The 19,107-nt window shown below is 62.1% G+C and carries 18 protein-coding genes and 1 tRNA gene; all 19 read left to right on the forward strand.

Translation table 11 applies throughout. The features are described 5' to 3' along the window. Nucleotides 1–222: 222 nt before the first annotated feature. Nucleotides 223–1,518, forward strand: a complete 1,296-nt coding sequence (locus tag RA167_RS03630; protein ID WP_139337161.1) for a branched-chain amino acid ABC transporter substrate-binding protein — start codon at nt 223–225, stop codon at nt 1,516–1,518. Between the two features lie 96 nt (nt 1,519–1,614). Next, nucleotides 1,615–1,884 carry a 30S ribosomal protein S15 gene (rpsO, locus tag RA167_RS03635; RefSeq protein WP_076786415.1) on the forward strand — a complete coding sequence of 90 codons (270 nt, stop codon included), beginning with the start codon at nt 1,615–1,617 and terminating at the stop codon, nt 1,882–1,884. A gap of 275 nt (nt 1,885–2,159) precedes the next feature. Beyond that, entirely contained in the window at nt 2,160–4,343 is a 2,184-nt protein-coding gene (gene pnp / locus RA167_RS03640) for a polyribonucleotide nucleotidyltransferase (protein ID WP_237574334.1), read from the forward strand. 149 nt (nt 4,344–4,492) lie between these two features. After that, complete coding sequence (locus tag RA167_RS03645; RefSeq protein ID WP_076786419.1) at nt 4,493–5,497, forward strand: NAD(P)H-quinone oxidoreductase; 1,005 nt, start codon at nt 4,493–4,495, stop codon at nt 5,495–5,497. 105 nt (nt 5,498–5,602) lie between these two features. Further along, complete coding sequence (gene tpiA, locus RA167_RS03650) at nt 5,603–6,394, forward strand: triose-phosphate isomerase (RefSeq protein WP_076786421.1); 792 nt, start codon at nt 5,603–5,605, stop codon at nt 6,392–6,394. Between the two features lie 5 nt (nt 6,395–6,399). Beyond that, entirely contained in the window at nt 6,400–6,792 is a 393-nt protein-coding gene (secG, locus tag RA167_RS03655) for a preprotein translocase subunit SecG (protein WP_076787770.1), read from the forward strand. A gap of 164 nt (nt 6,793–6,956) precedes the next feature. Beyond that, nucleotides 6,957–7,041, forward strand: a tRNA-Leu gene (locus RA167_RS03660). Nucleotides 7,042–7,207: 166 nt separating this feature from the next. Beyond that, nucleotides 7,208–7,567 carry an NADH-quinone oxidoreductase subunit A gene (locus RA167_RS03665; protein ID WP_076786423.1) on the forward strand — a complete coding sequence of 120 codons (360 nt, stop codon included), beginning with the start codon at nt 7,208–7,210 and terminating at the stop codon, nt 7,565–7,567. A gap of 59 nt (nt 7,568–7,626) precedes the next feature. Further along, nucleotides 7,627–8,106, forward strand: a complete 480-nt coding sequence (locus RA167_RS03670) for a NuoB/complex I 20 kDa subunit family protein (protein WP_076786425.1) — start codon at nt 7,627–7,629, stop codon at nt 8,104–8,106. 15 nt (nt 8,107–8,121) lie between these two features. After that, nucleotides 8,122–8,724 (forward strand): NADH-quinone oxidoreductase subunit C, encoded by a 603-nt coding sequence (locus tag RA167_RS03675; protein ID WP_076786427.1) that lies wholly within the window; start codon nt 8,122–8,124, stop codon nt 8,722–8,724. Between the two features lie 83 nt (nt 8,725–8,807). Then, a complete protein-coding gene (locus tag RA167_RS03680) occupies nt 8,808–10,061 on the forward strand; it encodes an NADH-quinone oxidoreductase subunit D (RefSeq protein ID WP_076786429.1) in 1,254 nt (417 codons plus the stop codon). A 121-nt stretch (nt 10,062–10,182) separates the two neighbouring features. Next, nucleotides 10,183–10,659: an NADH-quinone oxidoreductase subunit NuoE gene (gene nuoE, locus RA167_RS03685; protein WP_076786431.1), complete on the forward strand. Its 477-nt coding sequence runs from the start codon at nt 10,183–10,185 to the stop codon at nt 10,657–10,659. Continuing rightward, a complete protein-coding gene (gene nuoF, locus RA167_RS03690) occupies nt 10,656–11,981 on the forward strand; it encodes an NADH-quinone oxidoreductase subunit NuoF (protein ID WP_076786434.1) in 1,326 nt (441 codons plus the stop codon). The genes nuoE and nuoF overlap by 4 nt, the downstream gene beginning before the upstream one ends. 71 nt (nt 11,982–12,052) lie before the next feature. Beyond that, nucleotides 12,053–14,383 carry an NADH-quinone oxidoreductase subunit NuoG gene (gene nuoG / locus RA167_RS03695; RefSeq protein ID WP_076786436.1) on the forward strand — a complete coding sequence of 777 codons (2,331 nt, stop codon included), beginning with the start codon at nt 12,053–12,055 and terminating at the stop codon, nt 14,381–14,383. After that, nucleotides 14,384–15,448, forward strand: a complete 1,065-nt coding sequence (nuoH, locus tag RA167_RS03700; RefSeq protein WP_076786437.1) for an NADH-quinone oxidoreductase subunit NuoH — start codon at nt 14,384–14,386, stop codon at nt 15,446–15,448. A 9-nt stretch (nt 15,449–15,457) separates the two neighbouring features. Further along, nucleotides 15,458–15,946 (forward strand): NADH-quinone oxidoreductase subunit NuoI, encoded by a 489-nt coding sequence (gene nuoI / locus RA167_RS03705; protein ID WP_076786439.1) that lies wholly within the window; start codon nt 15,458–15,460, stop codon nt 15,944–15,946. Between the two features lie 67 nt (nt 15,947–16,013). Beyond that, entirely contained in the window at nt 16,014–16,706 is a 693-nt protein-coding gene (locus tag RA167_RS03710; protein ID WP_076786440.1) for an NADH-quinone oxidoreductase subunit J, read from the forward strand. 22 nt (nt 16,707–16,728) lie between these two features. Continuing rightward, the gene (nuoK, locus tag RA167_RS03715) at nt 16,729–17,034 is read left to right on the forward strand and encodes an NADH-quinone oxidoreductase subunit NuoK (protein ID WP_041753724.1); all 306 of its coding nucleotides are present in this window, start codon (nt 16,729–16,731) and stop codon (nt 17,032–17,034) included. A 20-nt stretch (nt 17,035–17,054) separates the two neighbouring features. Next, nucleotides 17,055–19,097: an NADH-quinone oxidoreductase subunit L gene (gene nuoL, locus RA167_RS03720; RefSeq protein ID WP_076786442.1), complete on the forward strand. Its 2,043-nt coding sequence runs from the start codon at nt 17,055–17,057 to the stop codon at nt 19,095–19,097. The last annotated feature ends 10 nt before the right edge of the window (nt 19,098–19,107 follow it).

Raw genomic sequence — 19,107 nt, forward strand, 5'->3', positions numbered from 1 at the left:
GTCTTGCCGCGCGAGGGCACGCTAGCCTATGATCCGCGCTTTGATGTGAACGGCGAGGACTGGATGGGCAGCGAGCAATGCGGACAGGATCGAATGAATGGACGTGTAGGAGACTTGCCGGCGGGCGGGCCTCTAGCTGTGGCGCGCCGTGCGCATAGGCGCATCGCGCAGTCCGTGTGTGCTGGATGGCGGCGCTTGCGCGGCGTGGCCGCAGTGTTGCCGATGTCGATGACGCTTGCCTGCGCGGCGCACGCGCAGGCAAGCGCCGCGGCCGCGACGGCTGTGCCCGGCCCGGGTTCGGCGCAGCGCGCGCTGCCCGCCGGCGCGCCGGTGCGGCTCGCGCTGATCGAAGGGATGTCCGGTGCATTTGCGAATGCGGGCGCGGCAGTCGAGCGCAATCTGCGCTTTGCGATCGAGCGGGTCAACGCCCGCGGCGGGGTGATGTTGCGAGACGGCGCGCATCCGCTGCAGTTGGTTGTGCTGGACAGCCGAGGGGCCACGGATGAGGCGCTGGTGCAGTTGCGCGCCGCCGCCGACGCGCGGATTGCTTTCGTGCTGCAAGGCAATAGCTCCGCGGTGGCCGCGGCGCTGATCGCCGCGATCAACAAGCACAATGTGCGCGAACCCAACCGTCGCATGCTGTTGCTGAACTACTCGGCCGATGATCCGGCGCTGACCGAGGACGACTGCAGCTTTTGGCATTTCCGCTTTGACGCGCACGCGGGCATGCGGATCAACGCGTTGACCGAGGTGATGCGCCGCGATTCGTCGCTCAAGAAGGTTTATTTACTTAACCAAGATTACAGCTTTGGCCGCCAGGTGAGTTCACTGGCCCGTTCGTCGCTTGCTGCGCAGCGGCCCGACGTGGCGATCGTGGGTGACGAGTTTGTGCCGGTGGGTCGGGTCAAGGACTTTGCGCCGTATCTGGCAAAGATCCGGGCGAGCGGCGCTGACGCGGTGCTGACCGGCAATTGGGGCAACGATCTGACGCTGCTGGTGCGCGCGGCGCGCGAGCAGAACCTGAAGCTGCGGTTCTACACCTTCTACGGCAACAGCCTCGGCGCGCCGGCGGCGCTCGGCGATGCCGGCGTGGGCCGTGTGATCGCGGTGGCGGACTGGCATCCGAATGTGGGCGGGGCGGCGTCCGACGCGTTCTACACGGCATTCCGGGCGCGGTATCCTGCGCCGTTGGACGATTATCCGTTGCTGAGAATCAGCGTGATGATCGACATGCTGGCTCGCGCGCTCACGCACGCCGGTTCGGACGACGCACTGGCGGTGGCAACCGCGCTGGAAGGCGCGCGCGCCGACTACGGCAGTGGTTTCCATCCGTCGTGGATGCGTGCCAACGATCACCAGCTAATCCAGCCCCTTTACGTCATGCAGATGGAGAAGGCGGGTACCGCACACGTGCGCTTTGACAATGAAGGTTCCGGCTATGGTTTTCGCACGCTGCTGACGCTCACGCCTGAGCAGACGATCCCGGCCAGCACGTGCCGGATGCGCCGTGTGCGCTGATCCTAGCTTGCCTCGGCTATGCTACAATTAAGTTTAGTTGTAAACCCACGGCACGGCCTTTCTTCCGTGACCGCCTGTTGATCAATAAAGGAAATCATGTCTGTAGCGAATATCAACAAATCGGAAGTCGTCGCGCAATTCGCGCGCGGTACGAATGACACCGGTTCCCCGGAAGTGCAGGTCGCGTTGCTCACGAGCCGTATCAACGAGTTGACGGTGCACTTCAAGGCTCACATGAAGGATCACCACAGCCGTCGTGGTCTGCTGCGCATGGTGAGCCGCCGCCGCAAGCTGCTCGACTACCTGAAGGCCAAGGATGCTGACCGCTATCGTGCGTTGATCCAGAAGCTGGGTCTGCGCAAGTAAGCGGCTCGATGGCAGACTTCTGCCTGCTACATGCAAAAGATGCCTGCGTCAGCATGCTGATGCAGGTATTTTATTTTTAGCGTTTCCGGTGTGATGCGTTCCGCACGTGCGCGTGCGACCGTCCGGCAAACGAGGCGGGGTTTTGTGTCATTCCAGCGCGGCAGCAGTACTGCTGTCGCGCTGGAATGGCATAACACTTCCCTGTTTCGAGCGGCTGGCAACGGTTGAGGAACGGTCGATGGACCGGCCGCGCATAGGCGCGGCGTCTCGAAGGAGTGAAAATGTTCAATAAAATCGTCAAAGAATTTAAATGGGGTCAGCACAACGTGCGGCTCGAAACGGGCGAGATTGCTCGTCAGGCAAGCGGTGCGGTGATTGTCGATGTCGAGGACACCGTCGTGCTGGCAACGGTGGTGGCGGCCAAGGCGGCTAAGCCGGGCCAGGACTTTTTCCCGCTGACCGTCGACTACATCGAGAAGACGTATGCGGCCGGCAAGATCCCGGGCGGCTTCTTCCGTCGCGAAGGCCGTCCTTCCGAGGGCGAGACATTGATCTCGCGGCTGATCGACCGCCCACTGCGTCCGCTGTTTCCGGAAGGCTTCTACAACGAAGTGCAGGTCGTGATCCATGTGCTGTCAATCAACCCGGACATTCCGGCGGACATCCCGTCGATGATCGGTGCATCGGCAGCGTTGGCGATCTCCGGTATTCCGTTCAATGGGCCGATCGGCGCAGCGCGCGTCGCCTATATCGACAATCAATTCGTGCTCAATCCGACCCGCTCGCAGTCCAAGGCATCGAAGTTGGACCTGGTGGTCGCCGGTACCGAGCGCGCGGTGCTGATGGTCGAGTCCGAAGCAGACCAGTTGCCGGAGGAGGTGATGCTTGGCGCGGTCGTGTTCGGTCATGAGCAGATGCAGGTGGCGATCGACGCGATCCACGACCTCGTTAAGGAAGGCGGCAAGCCTGAATGGGATTGGCAGCCGGCGCCGAAGGACGAAGCGTTGATTGCGCGCGTGACAGAGTTGGCGCTCGCCGAGTTGCAGGCGGCATACCAGATCCGGCAGAAACAGCAGCGCTCGGCCAAGCTGAAGGAGGTGTATGCGGCGGTCACGGCCAAGCTGGCCGAACAAGCCGTGGCAGCCGGGGCGGCCATCGTCGATGCCGCGACGGTTGGCAATATCCTGTTCGATCTCGAGGCGAAGATCGTGCGCAGTCAGATCCTGAACGGCGAGCCGCGTATCGACGGGCGCGACACGCGCACCGTGCGTCCGATCGAAATCCGAACCGGCGTGTTGCCGCGCGCGCACGGCTCGGCGCTGTTCACCCGGGGCGAGACGCAGGCGCTGGTGGTGGCCACGCTTGGCACGAAGGGCGACGAGCAGATCATTGACGCGATCGAAGGCGAATATCGCGAGCGTTTCATGCTGCACTACAACATGCCGCCGTTCGCGACCGGCGAAACGGGTCGTGTCGGCTCGCCGAAGCGCCGCGAGATCGGTCACGGCCGGCTCGCCAAGCGCTCGCTCGTCGCGTGCCTGCCGGGTGATGATGAGTTCGGCTACACGATTCGTGTGGTATCTGAGATTACCGAGTCGAACGGCTCATCGTCAATGGCGTCCGTGTGCGGCGGCTGTCTGGCGCTGATGGACGCGGGTGTGCCGATGAAGGCGCACGTGGCGGGCATCGCGATGGGGCTGATCCTGGAAGGCAACAAGTTCGCGGTGCTGACCGACATCCTAGGCGACGAGGACCACCTGGGCGACATGGACTTCAAGGTGGCGGGTACCGCGCAGGGCGTGACCGCACTGCAGATGGATATCAAAATCCAGGGCATCACGAAGGAAATCATGCAGGTTGCCCTCGCGCAAGCGAAGGAAGGCCGCTTGCACATCCTGGATAAGATGACCTCGGCCGTGCCGTCGACGAACACGCAGCTGTCGCAGTTCGCGCCGCGGATGATCACGATGAAGATCAATCCGGAAAAGATTCGCGATGTGATCGGCAAGGGGGGCTCGGTGATCCGGGCGCTGACGGAGGAAACCAGCACGACGATCGACATCTCCGACGACGGTATCGTGACCATCGCGAGCACAAGCTCCGAGGGCATGGCCGAGGCGAAGAAGCGCATCGAGAACATCACGGCGGAAGTGGAGGTCGGCCAGATCTATGAGGGCGCGATACTGAAGCTGCTGGATTTCGGCGCGATCGTGAACATCTTGCCGGGGCGCGATGGCCTGTTGCATATTTCTGAGATCGCAAACGAGCGGATCAAGGACATCAACGACTACCTGAAGGAAGGCCAGCAGGTGAAGGTCAAGGTGATCCAGACCGACGAGAAGGGTCGAGTACGGTTGTCTGCGAAGGCGCTGCTCAACGAGGTGCCGGCCACGCCGCCCATAACACCGCCTGCAACGCCAGTGATGCCGCCTGCGACGCCGCCGGCGGAGCAGGAATAACGCGCCCAGGACGGCGGTCACCACGCGGGTCTGACAAGATCGCGCGCGGCGCCGCGCCGCATCCGATTCGCACGGCCGGAGTGCTTCGCGCACTGCCGGCCGTTTTTCTTTATCATCGTCGTCAACCTGACGACCACGCAAAGTTCCGCATGAAAGCGATCGAGATTACCGAATACGGCGCCCCCGACGTATTGAAACCTGGTGAGCGCCCGATGCCGGAACTCAAGCCCGGCGAAGTGCTGATCAAGGTTGCGGCAGCCGGAGTGAACCGCCCGGACGTTTTCCAGCGCACCGGCAATTATCCCGTGCCGCCGGGCGCGTCGGACATTCCCGGCCTGGAAATCGCTGGCGAAATCGTCGATGGCGAGCTCGGCGGTGCGAATAATCCGTTTGGCCTGACGCGCGGGCAACGCGTGTGCGCGCTGGTGCAAGGCGGTGGATACGCCGAGTATGCAAGCGCACCGCTCGCGCAGTGCCTGCCCGTGCCAGCGGGCTTATCGGACGTGCAGGCCGCGTCGTTGCCCGAGACGTTTTTTACCGTCTGGAGCAATGTGTTCGATCGCGCTCGGCTGGGTGCAGGCGAGCGCGGTCCCGACGAGACGCTGCTGGTACAGGGCGGCTCCAGTGGTATCGGCGTGACCGCGATCCAGCTCGCGCATGCGCTTGGTCATCGGGTGTTCGCCACGGCTGGCAACGCACAGAAGTGCGCCGCGTGCGAAGCGCTGGGCGCCGAGCGCGCGATCAACTACAAGACCGAGGACTTTGTCGCCGTCGTCAAGTCGCTGACCTATGACCGCGGTGTCGACGTGATCTTGGATATGGTGGGCGGCTCCTATGTAGGCCGCGAATTGAGTGCGCTGGCCGAAGGTGGCCGCATCGTGCTGATCGCATTGCTCGGCGGCGCCAACGCGCAGATTAACTTGGGCGAGGTATTGCGCCGGCGCTTGACGTTAACCGGCTCGATGCTGCGGCCGCGGCCGGTGGCGTTCAAAGCCGCCATCGCCGCACAATTGCACGAGCGGGTGTGGCCGCTAATCGAGCAGGGCGCGATCAAGCCGGTGATCTACCAGGTGTTTCCGGCCGAGCAGGCGGCCGCGGCGCACGCGATGATGGAGAGGGGGGAGCACATCGGGAAAATCGTGCTGACCTGGTGAGCCATGCCGGTTTGACCGCGACTCGTGCTGCACAGTAGAATTGCACGTTTGTGCACGGCTTTTGCTTATTGACTGACGCCTGCGCGTCACAGATCCACGAGACCCATGTCGAAGCAACAACGATCGAAGCTGGTAGTCGGAAACTGGAAGATGCACGGCCGCGTCGCCGACAACGATGCGCTGCTGCACGCGCTTGTGCAACGCGTGGCGACACTCGGGCCGCAAGTGCGACTCGGCGTGTGTGTGCCGCATCCGTATCTCGCGCAGGTCCAGGCGCGTCTTGCCGGCACGCCAATCGCGTATGGCGCGCAGGATGTGTCCGCGCACACGCAGGGCGCGTATACGGGTGAGGTCGCCGCTCCGATGGTCGCCGAGTTTGGCGCGACATTGGCGATCGTCGGTCACTCGGAGCGCCGCGCGTTGCATGCGGAATCGTCGGAGTGGGTAGCGGCTAAGACGCAGCGCGCACTCGAGGCCGGTATCACGCCGATCGTTTGCGTCGGCGAAACGCTGGATGAGCGGCAGGCCGGGCAGACCGACAGCGTGGTGTGTGCGCAGCTTGCAGCGGTACTCGACGTGCTGGACGAGGCCGACGTGGCGCGACTGGTTGTGGCATACGAGCCGGTTTGGGCCATTGGTACCGGTCAGAGCGCGACGGCGCAGCAGGCGCAGCAGGTCCATGCCGCGTTGCGGGCGCAGCTCACGGCCAAAGGGGGAGGGCAGGTACCGCTGCTGTATGGCGGCAGCGTGAAGCCGGGCAATGCACAGGAATTGTTTTCGCAGGCGGATATCGACGGCGGCCTGATTGGTGGCGCATCGTTGTCGGCGACCGATTTCCTTGCGATCGGCGCGGCGGCAGCCGCGGCACTTGCCGGGGATCCGGCTCATTCTAGGTGATGCAAATGTTGTTCTTGAAGACGTTGATTATCGTGGTGCAGGTGCTGTCGGCGCTCGGCGTGATCGGGCTCGTTTTACTGCAGCATGGCAAGGGTGCCGACATGGGCGCGGCATTCGGCAGCGGAGCGTCGGGCAGCCTGTTCGGCGCCAGCGGTTCGGCCAATTTCCTGTCGCGTACCACGGCGGTCCTCGCCACCGTGTTCTTCGTTAGCACGCTCGCGCTGACCGCGCTGGGTAGCTACCGTCCGAAGACTGGCGGCGGCTTGTTGGGCGGTGCGGTGCCACTGGCAGCGAGCGCGCCGGCAGCGGGTTCGGGACCGGCTTCCGGTATTGCAGCGCCGGGCAGCGCAGCGTCGTCTGCGGCTGCGTCCACGCCGGGGCAAGATGTGCCGAAATAACGCGAAAGTTGGCAAAACTATGTTTCCTGCGGTATGCAGAAAAACGTGTTTTGTGCGTTGAACAAACGACCTAACCAAGTTACAATTCAAATCTTGAAGCGATTCGCGGTAACAGTGGTAACGAAGGGTTAACGCTCCGAGTGGCCTCCCGGATTGCAAACAGTGCCGACGTGGTGAAATTGGTAGACACGCTATCTTGAGGGGGTAGTGGCGCAAGCCGTATGAGTTCGAGTCTCATCGTCGGCACCAACGTTATCCAATGCCAGCCGCTTGCATTTACGCTTCGGCTGGCATTTATTTTTTTAAGCGCTGTTTCCGTCACGGTGCTGCGGCTTCGAAGTGACGCATCCGCGCAGTATCCTGGTCGGAGCGGTCGGGCCGGCCGGCACCTTGAACCAACCGATAGAGGATAGTTTTGAACCTCGCTGCCTATTTCCCCGTCCTGCTGTTTCTTCTCGTAGGCCTCGGTTTGGGGATTGCTTTAGTCGGTATCGGCAAGCTCTTGGGTCCGAACAAGCCGGACAGCGACAAGAATTCCCCGTACGAGTGTGGTTTCGAGGCGTTCGAAGACGCGCGCATGAAGTTCGACGTGCGCTACTACCTGGTTGCCATTCTCTTCATCATTTTTGATTTGGAAACGGCCTTTCTGTTCCCTTGGGGCGTTGCGTTGCGCGACATCGGTTGGCCGGGCTTCATCGCGATGATGATCTTCCTGCTCGAGTTCCTGCTGGGCTTCGCCTATATCTGGAAACGGGGTGGCCTGAACTGGGAATGAACGCCAATCACGCTTGAATGTCGGGTGCAAGGCTTGCCGCCCGTCTGGAGTCAAAAGCAATGAGTATCGAAGGGGTCTTGAAGGAAGGCTTTGTCACCACGACGGCTGACAAGCTGATCAACTGGACGCGGACCGGTTCGCTGTGGCCGATGACGTTCGGGCTCGCCTGCTGCGCGGTTGAGATGATGCATGCCGGCGCCGCACGCTATGACCTGGACCGTTTCGGTGTTGTGTTCCGACCGAGTCCGCGTCAGTCCGATGTCATGATCGTGGCCGGTACGCTGTGCAACAAGATGGCGCCTGCGCTGCGCAAGGTCTATGATCAGATGGCCGAGCCGCGCTGGGTGATCTCGATGGGCTCATGCGCGAATGGTGGCGGCTACTATCACTACTCGTACTCAGTCGTGCGCGGATGTGACCGGATCGTGCCGGTCGACGTGTACGTGCCCGGCTGCCCGCCGACCGCCGAGGCGCTGGTCTACGGCGTGATCCAGTTGCAGGCGAAGATTCGTCGTACTAACACCATCGCCCGGTCGTAACGCGGAGTTCCCCACATGGCAAGCAAACTCGAGATCCTGAGGGCGAACCTCAATAAGGCGCTCGGCGACAAGCTGAAAAGCGCGACGGAGTCACTCGGGCAATTGACGATCGTCGTCGCCGCTAGCGATCTGATCGACGTCGCGACGCGGCTGCGCGATGACCCGGCGCTTGGCTTCGAGCAATTGAGCGACTTGTGCGGCGTCGATTATTCGACGTATGGCGATGGCGGATACGACGGTCCTCGCTTTGCCGCGGTGTCGCACCTGCTGTCGATCCGCCACAACTGGCGACTGCGTTTGCGGGTCTTCGCGCCGGACGACGATGTGCCGATTCTGCCGTCGCTGATCGACGTGTGGAATTCGGTGAACTGGTACGAGCGCGAGGCGTTTGATCTGTACGGGATCGTGTTCGAAGGTCATCCCGATTTGCGTCGGATCCTGACCGACTACGGTTTCATCGGCCACCCGTTCCGCAAGGATTTCCCGCTGTCCGGCTATGTCGAGATGCGCTACGACGCGCAAGAAAAGCGCGTTGTCTACCAACCTGTCACGATCGAGCCGCGCGAGATCACGCCGCGCGTGATTCGCGAAGAACGCTATGGCGGCCTCAAGCACTGAGCGCCAGCCTGGCCGGCTGCGGACCGTTTGCGCGAGCGCATGCGGTCCGTGCGAGTCATTGAATTTCTAGCAAGCCCGCGAACATGGCTGACATCAAGAACTACACGCTGAACTTCGGTCCCCAGCATCCGGCAGCGCACGGCGTGCTGCGCCTCGTGCTCGAGTTGGACGGCGAGGTGATCCAGCGTGCCGATCCGCACATCGGTTTGCTGCATCGCGCGACCGAAAAGCTCGCCGAGCACAAGACGTTCCTCCAGTCGGTGCCGTACATGGACCGCCTCGACTACGTGTCGATGATGGCCAACGAGCACGCGTACGTGATGGCGATCGAGAAGCTCGTCGGTATTGACGTGCCGGTCCGGGCCCAGTACATCCGCGTGATGTTTGACGAGATCACGCGGATCCTGAATCACTTGATGTGGATCGGCGCCCACGCACTGGACGTCGGCGCGATGGCGGTGTTCCTGTACGCGTTCCGCGAGCGCGAGGATTTGATGGACGTCTACGAGGCGGTGTCCGGCGCGCGCATGCACGCGGCATACTATCGGCCAGGTGGCGTCTACCGCGATCTGCCAGACGCGATGCCGCAATACAAGGCCTCGAAGATTCGCAACGAAAAGGCGCTCGCTCGGCTCAACGAGAACCGCCAGGGTTCGCTGCTCGATTTCATCGAAGACTTCACGAATCGCTTCCCTGGCTGCGTCGATGAGTACGAGACGCTACTGACCGACAATCGGATCTGGAAGCAGCGGTTGGTCGGCATCGGTGTCGTCACGCCGGAGCGTGCGCTGCAACTGGGCATGACTGGACCGATGCTGCGCGGTTCGGGTGTTGAATGGGACTTGCGCAAAAAGCAGCCGTACGAAGTGTATGACCAGCTTGATTTCGACATTCCGGTCGGCGCGGGCGGCGACTGCTATGACCGATATCTCGTGCGCATCGAGGAGATGCGCCAGTCGAACCGGATCATTAAACAGTGTATTGCATGGCTGCGTAAGAATCCGGGCCCGGTGATGGTCGACAATCACAAGGTCGCGCCGCCGTCGCGGCTAAACATGAAGTCGAACATGGAAGAGCTGATCCACCATTTCAAGCTCTTCACAGAAGGCATGCATGTTCCCGAGGGCGAAGCATACGTCGCCGTCGAGCACCCGAAGGGCGAGTTTGGTATCTATCTGGTGTCGGACGGCGCGAACAAGCCGTACCGGCTGAAGATCCGCGCGCCCGGCTACGCGCATTTGTCCGCGCTCGACGAGATGGCGCGTGGTCACATGATCGCCGACGCGGTCACGATCATCGGGACACAGGACATCGTGTTCGGCGAGGTTGACCGATAGTGTCACCGCTTGGCGCATCGCGCGTGGCGCGATGCTGTCGTATCAAGGAGCGTCAGGTCTGCCGGTAGCGGTTCGCCGGCAGGTTTTCGTTCGGTAAGCATTGAATGAGTCGTGTCTGGAAATGATCTCAGCTGAAGGCCTCAAGGAAATCGATCGCGCGGTGGCGAAGTACCCCGCCGGTCACCAGCAGTCCGCCGTGATGGCGGCGCTTGCGATTGCGCAGCGAGAGCAGGGCTGGCTGTCGCCGGAGCTGATGCAATTCGTCGCCGACTATCTAAAGATGCCGGCCATCGCGGTGCAGGAAGTCGCGACGTTTTACACCATGTATGAGACTGCGCCAGTCGGTCAACATAAGATCACGCTGTGCACGAACCTGCCGTGCCAACTGGGCGGTGCAGAAGAGACCGCAGAATATCTGAAGCAGAAGCTGGGAATCGATTTTGGCGAGACGACGCCGGACGGCAAGTTCACGCTGAAAGAAGGCGAGTGCTTCGGCGCCTGTGGCGATGCGCCGGTGGTGTTGCTGAACAACCATCGGATGTGCAGCTTCATGAGCCGCGAGAAGATCGACCAGTTGCTCGAGGAGCTGTCCAAATGACGTCTTTGCACGATCGGCATATTAATCCGCTGATTCTCGCGGGCCTAAACGGCGAGAACTGGCATTTGCAGGACTACGTCGCGCGTGGGGGCTACCAGCAACTGCGTCGCATTCTCGAGCAGAAGATTGCGCCGGAGCAGGTGATCGCGGACGTGAAGGCGTCTGGCCTGCGTGGCCGTGGCGGCGCAGGGTTCCCGACGGGACTCAAGTGGAGTTTTATGCCACGTCAGTTCCCCGGGCAGAAGTACCTGGTGTGCAACTCCGACGAGGGCGAGCCCGGCACATTCAAGGACCGCGACATCCTGCGCTGGAATCCGCACGCATTGATCGAGGGCATGGCGATCGGCGCGTACGCGATGGGTATTACCGTCGGCTACAACTACATTCACGGCGAGATCTGGGAAGTCTATGAGCGCTTCGAGCAGGCGCTGGACGAGGCGCGTGCTGCCGGCTATCTCGGTCATAACATCCTGGGCAGTGGGTTCTCGTTCGAGTTGCATGCGCACCACGGCTATGGCGCCTATATTTGCGGCGAGGAAACCGCGCTGCTCGAGTCGCTCGAGGGCAAGAAGGGACAGCCGCGCTTCAAGCCGCCGTTCCCGGCCAGCTATGGCGCGTTCGGCAAGCCGACGACGATCAACAACACCGAGACGTTCGCGGCGGTGCCGTTCTTGCTGGCGATCGGTCCGCAGCAGTACCTAGAGTTGGGTAAGCCGAACAACGGCGGCACGAAGATCTTCTCGGTGTCCGGCGACGTGAACCTGCCGGGCAATTATGAAGTGCCGCTCGGCACGCCGTTCGCAAAGCTGATGGAGCTGGCCGGCGGCGTGCGCGGCAAGATCAAGGCGGTGATCCCGGGCGGCTCATCGGCGCCGGTGGTGCCAGGCGAACAGATGATGCAGACCGACTTGGACTACGACTCGATCGCGAAGGCCGGCTCGATGCTCGGTTCCGGCGCGGTGATTGTGATGAACGATACGCGCTGCATGGTGCGCTCGCTGCTGCGTCTGTCGTACTTCTACTACGAGGAGTCGTGCGGGCAGTGCACGCCGTGCCGCGAGGGCACCGGCTGGCTGTATCGGGTCGTGCACCGGATCGAACATGGCCAGGGGCGCCAGGAAGACCTGGACCTGCTGAACTCGGTTGCGCAGAACATCATGGGCCGCACGATCTGCGCGTTGGGCGACGCAGCGGCGATGCCGGTGCGCGGCATGTTGAAGCATTTCTGGAACGAATTCGAATATCACGTCGAGCACAAGCATTGTCTCGTTCCGACGCAAGGCGGCATACCACGCGATACAGCGCTCGCCGCGACCGCGTGAGCGGGCGCCGCAAGTCGCCACGGCCCGCCGTGAGCGGGTGCACAGGATTAGGTTAGGGACCCTTCACCATCATGGTTGAACTTGAAATAGACGGCAAGAAGGTCGAGGTGCCGGAAGGCAGCATGGTGATCCAGGCTGCGCACAAGGTCGATACGTACATTCCTCACTTCTGCTATCACAAGAAGCTGTCGATCGCGGCGAACTGCCGGATGTGCCTGGTCGAGGTTGAGAAGATGCCGAAGGCCGTGCCGGCATGCGCGACGCCGGTGTCCGCCGGCATGGTCGTGCGCACGACGTCGGACAAGGCGGTGAAGGCGCAGCAGTCGGTGATGGAGTTCCTGCTGATTAACCACCCGCTGGATTGTCCGATCTGCGACCAGGGCGGCGAATGCCAGCTGCAAGATCTGGCGGTCGGCTACGGCAAGTCCGCGTCGCGGTATTCAGAAGAGAAGCGCGTCGTGTTCCACAAGAACGTCGGGCCGCTGATCTCGATGGAAGAAATGACGCGCTGCATCCACTGCACGCGCTGCGTGCGCTTCGGCCAGGAAGTGGCCGGGATCATGGAGCTCGGCATGCTGGGCCGCGGCGAGCACTCGGAGATCACGACGTTCGTCGGCAACACGGTTGACTCCGAGTTGTCGGGCAACATGATCGACCTATGTCCGGTGGGTGCGCTGACCAGCAAGCCATTCCGTTACAGCGCGCGGACGTGGGAATTGTCGCGTCGCCGCTCGGTCAGCCCGCACGACTCGGTCGGTGCGAACCTGATCGTGCAGGTGAAGAACAATCGGGTGATGCGTGTGCTGCCGCTGGAAAACGAGGCGATCAATGAGTGCTGGATTTCGGACAAGGATCGCTTTTCATACGAGGCGCTGAATAGCGCGGAGCGGCTGACGCAGCCGATGCTAAAGCAGGACGGCAAGTGGTGCGAGGTTGACTGGGAAACCGCACTGAACTACGTCGCGAACGGCTTGAAGAACATCAAGGCCGAGCATGGCGCGAACGCAATCGCTACGCTCGCTAGCCCGCATAGCACGCTCGAAGAATTGTTTCTGCTCAAGACGCTGACGCGTGCGCTGGGTAGCGCGAATTTGGATTTCCGGCTGCGCCAAAGCGATTTTTCCGCGCCGCTGCAGGGCGCACCGTGGCTCGGCATGCCGATCGCGACGCTGTCCAGCGTCGATTCCGCGTTTGTGATCGGCTCGTTCCTGCGCCGCGATCATCCGCTGCTGGCGGCACGGCTGCGCCAGGCCGCCAGCAGTGGTGCCAAGGTGAGCTTGTTGCATGCGAGCGCCGATGATTCGCTAATCAATGTCGCGCACAAAATCGTCGCGGCACCGTCGGCTTGGGTCGACGCGCTGGCCGGCGTGGCTGCCGCAGTGGCCGAGATCCGTGGCGCAGCGTTGCCGGCCGAGCTCGGCGGTGTGCAGCCGGACGTTGCTGCGAAGGACATCGCCGCGTCGCTGTCGAACGGCGAGCAGCGCGTGATTCTGCTGGGCACGAGCGCGGTGAACCATCCCGAATTCGCGAAGCTGCATGCGATGGCACAGTGGATCGCGCAGACGAGTGGCGCGACGCTCGGCTTGCTGCCGGAGGCGGCCAACACCGTCGGCGCGCATCTGGTTGGCGCGCTGCCCGGCGAAGGCGGTGCTGACGCTGCGCAGGCATTTGCGTCGCCGCGCCGCGCGTATGTGCTGTTCAACGTCGAGCCGGAGTTCGACGTCGCGAATCCGCGGCAGGCCCGCGCGGCGCTCGCGCAGGCCGACATGGTCGTCGCGCTGTCGTCGTTCAAGACCGGCGCCGACTACGCGGACGTGCTGCTACCGATTGCACCGTTCACCGAGACGGCTGGTACGTTTGTCAACGCGCAGGGCACGGTGCAACCGTTCACGGGTGTCATACGCCCGCTGGGTGAGTCCCGACCGGGCTGGAAGGTGTTGCGCGTGTTGGGTAACCTACTTGGGCTGCCGAATTTCGATTACACGAGTGCCGAGGAAGTGGCCACTGCGGCGTTGGAAGGCGTGGACGTGCAGGCCCGTCTATCGAACGCGACGCATGCGCCGCTGGCGCGCGGTGCCTCGACGCGCGCGGCCGGCGCATTCGAGCGGATTGCCGACGTGCCGATCTACGATGCCGACCCGCTGGTTCGCCGTGCACCGTCACTGCATCTGACCGGGGCCGCGAAGGCGGCGCTGCGCGTGTCGTTGCCCGCCGCGCTGTTTGACCAACTTGGACTGAAGGAAGGGGACGCGGTACGCGTGCGACAGGGCGAGGCATCGGTGACGCTGCCGGCGCTGCGCGATGCGAAGCTGCATGACGCGGTGGTGCGCGTGCCGGCGGCGACGTCCGCCGCCGCTGAACTTGGCAGCCTGTTTGGTGATCTGCTGGTGGAGAAGGCTTAAATGGGCGTGTTCGAAACGATCAATGCAACCGGTAGCCAACTGCTGGGCGTCGCGTGGCCGACCGTATGGGCGTTAGTGCGTATACTCGTCGTGTCGGTCGTGATCCTGCTGTGCGTCGCCTATCTGATTCTGTGGGAGCGCAAGCTGATTGGTTGGATGCACGTGCGGCTCGGACCGAACCGCGTCGGGCCGAAGGGGCTGTTGCAGCCGATCGCCGACGTGGTCAAGCTGTTGCTCAAGGAAGTGATTCAGCCGGCGCAGGCGACCAAGTGGATCTACCTCGTTGCGCCGATCATGGTCGTAGTGCCGGCGTTTGGCGTCTGGGCGGTGATTCCATTTCAGGCTGAGGCGGTGCTCGGCGACATCAACGCTGGTTTGCTGTATGCGATGGCGATTTCCTCGCTCGGCGTGTACGGCGTGATCCTCGCCGGCTGGGCATCGAATTCGAAGTACGCGTTCCTTGGCGCGATGCGCGCGGCCGCGCAGATGGTGTCGTATGAAATCGCGATGGGCTTCGCGCTGGTCGTCGTGCTGATGACGTCGGGCAGCCTGAACCTCTCCGATATCGTGCACTCGCAACAGCGCGGGTTGTTCGCCGGGCTCGGCCTGAACTTCCTGTCGTGGAACTGGCTGCCGCTGCTGCCGATGTTCGTCGTCTACTTCATCTCCGGCATCGCCGAAACCAACCGGCACCCGTTCGACGTCGTCGAAGGGGAGTCGGAAATCGTTGCTGGGCACATGATCGACTACTCGGGGATGGCGTTCGCGCTGTTCTTCCTCGCCGAGTACATCAATATGATCGTGATCTCGGCGCTCGCCGCGACGCTGTTCCTCGGTGGCTGGAGCGCGCCGTTCGAGTTCCTGTCGTTCATCCCGGGCATCGTCTGGCTGGTGCTCAAAGTGTTTTTCCTGCTGTCGGTGTTCATCTGGGCCCGTGCGACGTTCCCGCGTTACCGCTACGACCAGATCATGCGCCTGGGCTGGAAGATCTTCATTCCAGTATGTGTCGTGTGGCTGGTCGTGGTCGGTTTCTGGATCATGTCGCCGCTGAACATCTGGAAATAAGGTGTTGCCATGAACGCAATTCAGAATTTTTTCAAAACATTCTTTCTGACCGAGCTGCTCAAGGGGCTCGCGCTGACTGGACGGTATGCGTTCCAGCGCAAGATCACGGTGCAGTTCCCCGAGGAAAAGACGCCGGTTTCGCCGCGCTTTCGCGGGCTGCATGCGCTGCGCCGCTATGAGAACGGCGAAGAGCGCTGCATCGCGTGTAAGCTGTGCGAGGCGGTCTGTCCGGCGTTGGCGATCACGATCGAATCGGAAGTGCGCGCCGACAACACGCGCCGCACGACGCGTTACGACATCGACCTCACCAAGTGCATCTTCTGCGGCTTCTGCGAAGAGAGCTGCCCAGTCGATTCGATCGTCGAGACGCAGATCCTCGAGTATCACGGCGAGAAGCGCGGCGACCTGTATTTCACGAAGGACATGCTGCTGGCGGTCGGCGATCGCTACGAAGCCCAGATTGCGGCGGCAAAGGCGGCCGACGCACCGTACCGGTGAGCGTCATGGGGCTGGTTGCCCCGACGCATGATACGACAACGACACGCCTAACGATGATCCGGTAAACATGGAATTCACGACCGTCCTCTTCTACCTCTTCGCGCTGCTCATGACCGTGTCAGGGCTCAAGGTGATCACCGCGCGCAACCCGGTGAGCTCGGCGCTGTTTTTGGTGCTCGCGTTCTTCAACGCCGCGGCGATTTGGATGCTGCTCGAGGCCGAGTTCCTCGCGATCCTGTTGGTGCTCGTCTACGTCGGCGCGGTGATGGTGCTGTTCCTGTTCGTCGTGATGATGCTGGACATCAACCTCGACGTGTTGCGGCGCGACTTCCGCCGCTTCGTGCCGATGGCGACGATTGTCGGCGCGATCATCGTAATCGAGACCGCGCTGATCCTCTGGCACGGTTACGGCGCGACCGTTTCGCCGGTGCATGACACTGCGCAGACGATGCAAGCAGCTGGAGCCGGGGGCGCGCTGTCGAACACCCGCCTGATTGGCCGGATCATCTACAGCGACTACATCTTCGCGTTCGAGGTCGCGGGCCTCGTGCTGCTAGTCGCGATCGTCGCGGCGATTGCACTGACGATCCGCGACGGCAAGGACGTGAAGCGCCAGCGCGTCAGTGAGCAGGTGCGGGTGCGGCGCGAGGAGCGCGTGCGGCTGGTACGAATGGCTGCCGAAACGCAGGCGCCGGACGCATCGACGCAACCGGCGACGCCGGGCAACACCGGTGCTGGCGCGGTCGGCAACACCCGCTGACCGGGACAAGGAGAAAAGAACCATGTTGAGCCTCGCCCATTACCTCGTGCTTGGCGCGATCCTGTTTGCGATCTCGATCGTTGGGATCTTCCTGAACCGCCGCAACGTGATCATCATCCTGATGGCGATCGAGTTGATGCTGCTCGCGGTGAACACCAATTTCGTTGCGTTCTCGCACTATCTCGGCGACGCGCATGGCCAGATCTTTGTGTTCTTTGTGCTGACCGTGGCCGCGGCTGAAGCGGCAATCGGCCTTGCGATCCTGGTCACATTGTTCCGCAGCCTCGACACGATCAACGTCGAGGATCTCGACCGGCTCAAGGGTTAAGAAAAAAGGCCCTGACTGTTATGGCAACGACACTCAATCCCAACCTGCTGCTGGCGGTCCCGCTGGCGCCCCTGGCCGGCTCGCTGATCGCCGGCCTGTTCGGCAAGACCATCGGCCGCCACAACGCGCATCGCGTGACGATCCTCGGCGTGGCGATCGCATTCGTGATCTCTGCGCTGGTGTTCCTCGACGTGCTCGATGGCGCCAGCTTCAATGGCACGATTTACGAATGGGCGACGCTGCCAAGTCTCGTACCGGGACAGGGCAGCTTGAAGCTCGAAATTGGTTTCCTGGTCGATTCGCTGACCGCGATGATGATGTGTGTGGTCACCTTCGTGTCGCTGATGGTGCACATCTACACGATCGGCTACATGGTGGAGGACCCGGGCTATCAGCGCTTCTTCTCGTACATTTCGCTGTTCACGTTCTCGATGTTGATGCTCGTGATGAGCAACAACTTCCTGCAACTATTTTTCGGATGGGAAGCGGTCGGGCTGGTGTCCTACCTGCTGATCGGCTTCTGGTACACGCGTCCGACGGCGATCTACGCAAACCTGAAGGCGTTCCTCGTGAACCGCGTCGGCGACTTTGGCTTTCTGCTCGGCATCGGCCTGGTGCTCGCGTATGTCGGCTCGTTGAACTATGGCGACGTATTCGCGCATCGCGACGCGCTGACCAGCGCAGGTGTGCTGCCGGGCACGCAGTGGCAGCTGATCACGGTGACTTGCATCTGCCTGTTCATCGGCGCGATGGGTAAGTCCGCGCAGTTCCCGCTGCACGTGTGGCTGCCTGACTCGATGGAAGGTCCAACGCCGATTTCCGCGCTGATCCACGCCGCCACGATGGTGACCGCGGGCATCTTCATGGTCACGCGGATGTCGCCGTTATTCGAGTTGTCCGACGCTGCGCTGTCGTTCGTGATGGTGATCGGCGCGATTACCGCGCTGTTCATGGGCTTTCTCGGCATCGTACAGAACGATATCAAGCGGGTCGTCGCTTACTCGACGCTGTCTCAGCTCGGCTATATGACCGTGGCGCTCGGCGCCTCCGCTTACTCGGTCGCGGTATTCCACCTGATGACGCACGCGTTCTTTAAGGCGCTGCTGTTCTTGGGCGCCGGTTCGGTGATCATCGGCATGCATCACGACCAGGACATGCGCAACATGGGTGGGCTGCGCAAGTACATGCCGATCACGTGGATCACGTCGCTGGTTGGCTCGCTTGCGCTGATCGGCACGCCGTTCTTCTCCGGCTTCTATTCGAAGGACTCGATCATCGAGGCGGTCAAGTTGTCGCACTTGCCGGGTTCGGGATTCGCGTATTTTGCGGTGACCGCCAGTGTATTCGTGACCGCGTTGTACTCGTTCCGGATGGTTTTCATGGTGTTCCACGGTCCGGAGCGCTTCCGCAACGTGCATCACGATGACGATGGGCACGGCCACGGTGCGCATCATGGGCATGGCGCGCACGAGCCGCACGAGACGTCGTGGGTGGTTACGCTGCCGCTGGTGCTGCTTGCGATCCCGTCCGTCGTGATCGGTGCGATCGCGGTTGGCCCGATGATTTTCGGCAACTTCTTCTCGCACGGCGTCGTGTTCGACAAGGTTGTTTACGTCAGCGAGCATCACGAGGCGCTGTGTGAGATGGCCGAGGCGTTCCATGGCTGGATGGCGATGGGGTTGCATTCGGTCTCGGGCTTGCCGATTTGGCTCGCGCTGGCCGGTGTCATCGTCGCCTGGTTCCTGTACCTGAAGCGGCCTGACATCCCGGCGGCGATTCGTCAGCGTTTCTCGGGCATTTATACGCTGCTGGACAACAAGTACTACATGGACAAGATCAACGACGTTGTGTTCGCCAAGGGTGCGGTGACATTCGGCAAAGGGCTCTGGAAGGAGGGCGATGTCGTCGTGATCGACGGTCTAGTCAACGGCAGCGCGCGCGCGGTCGCGAAGTTTGCCGGCGTGGTCCGCTTTCTGCAAACCGGTTACATCTACCACTACGCGTTCGCCATGATTATCGGCATGTTGGGGTTGCTGACCCTGTTCGTTACGTTGAATAAATAACGCGAGGACA

This window comes from Mycetohabitans endofungorum, assembly GCF_037477895.1.
Classification (GTDB): Bacteria; Pseudomonadota; Gammaproteobacteria; order Burkholderiales; family Burkholderiaceae; genus Mycetohabitans.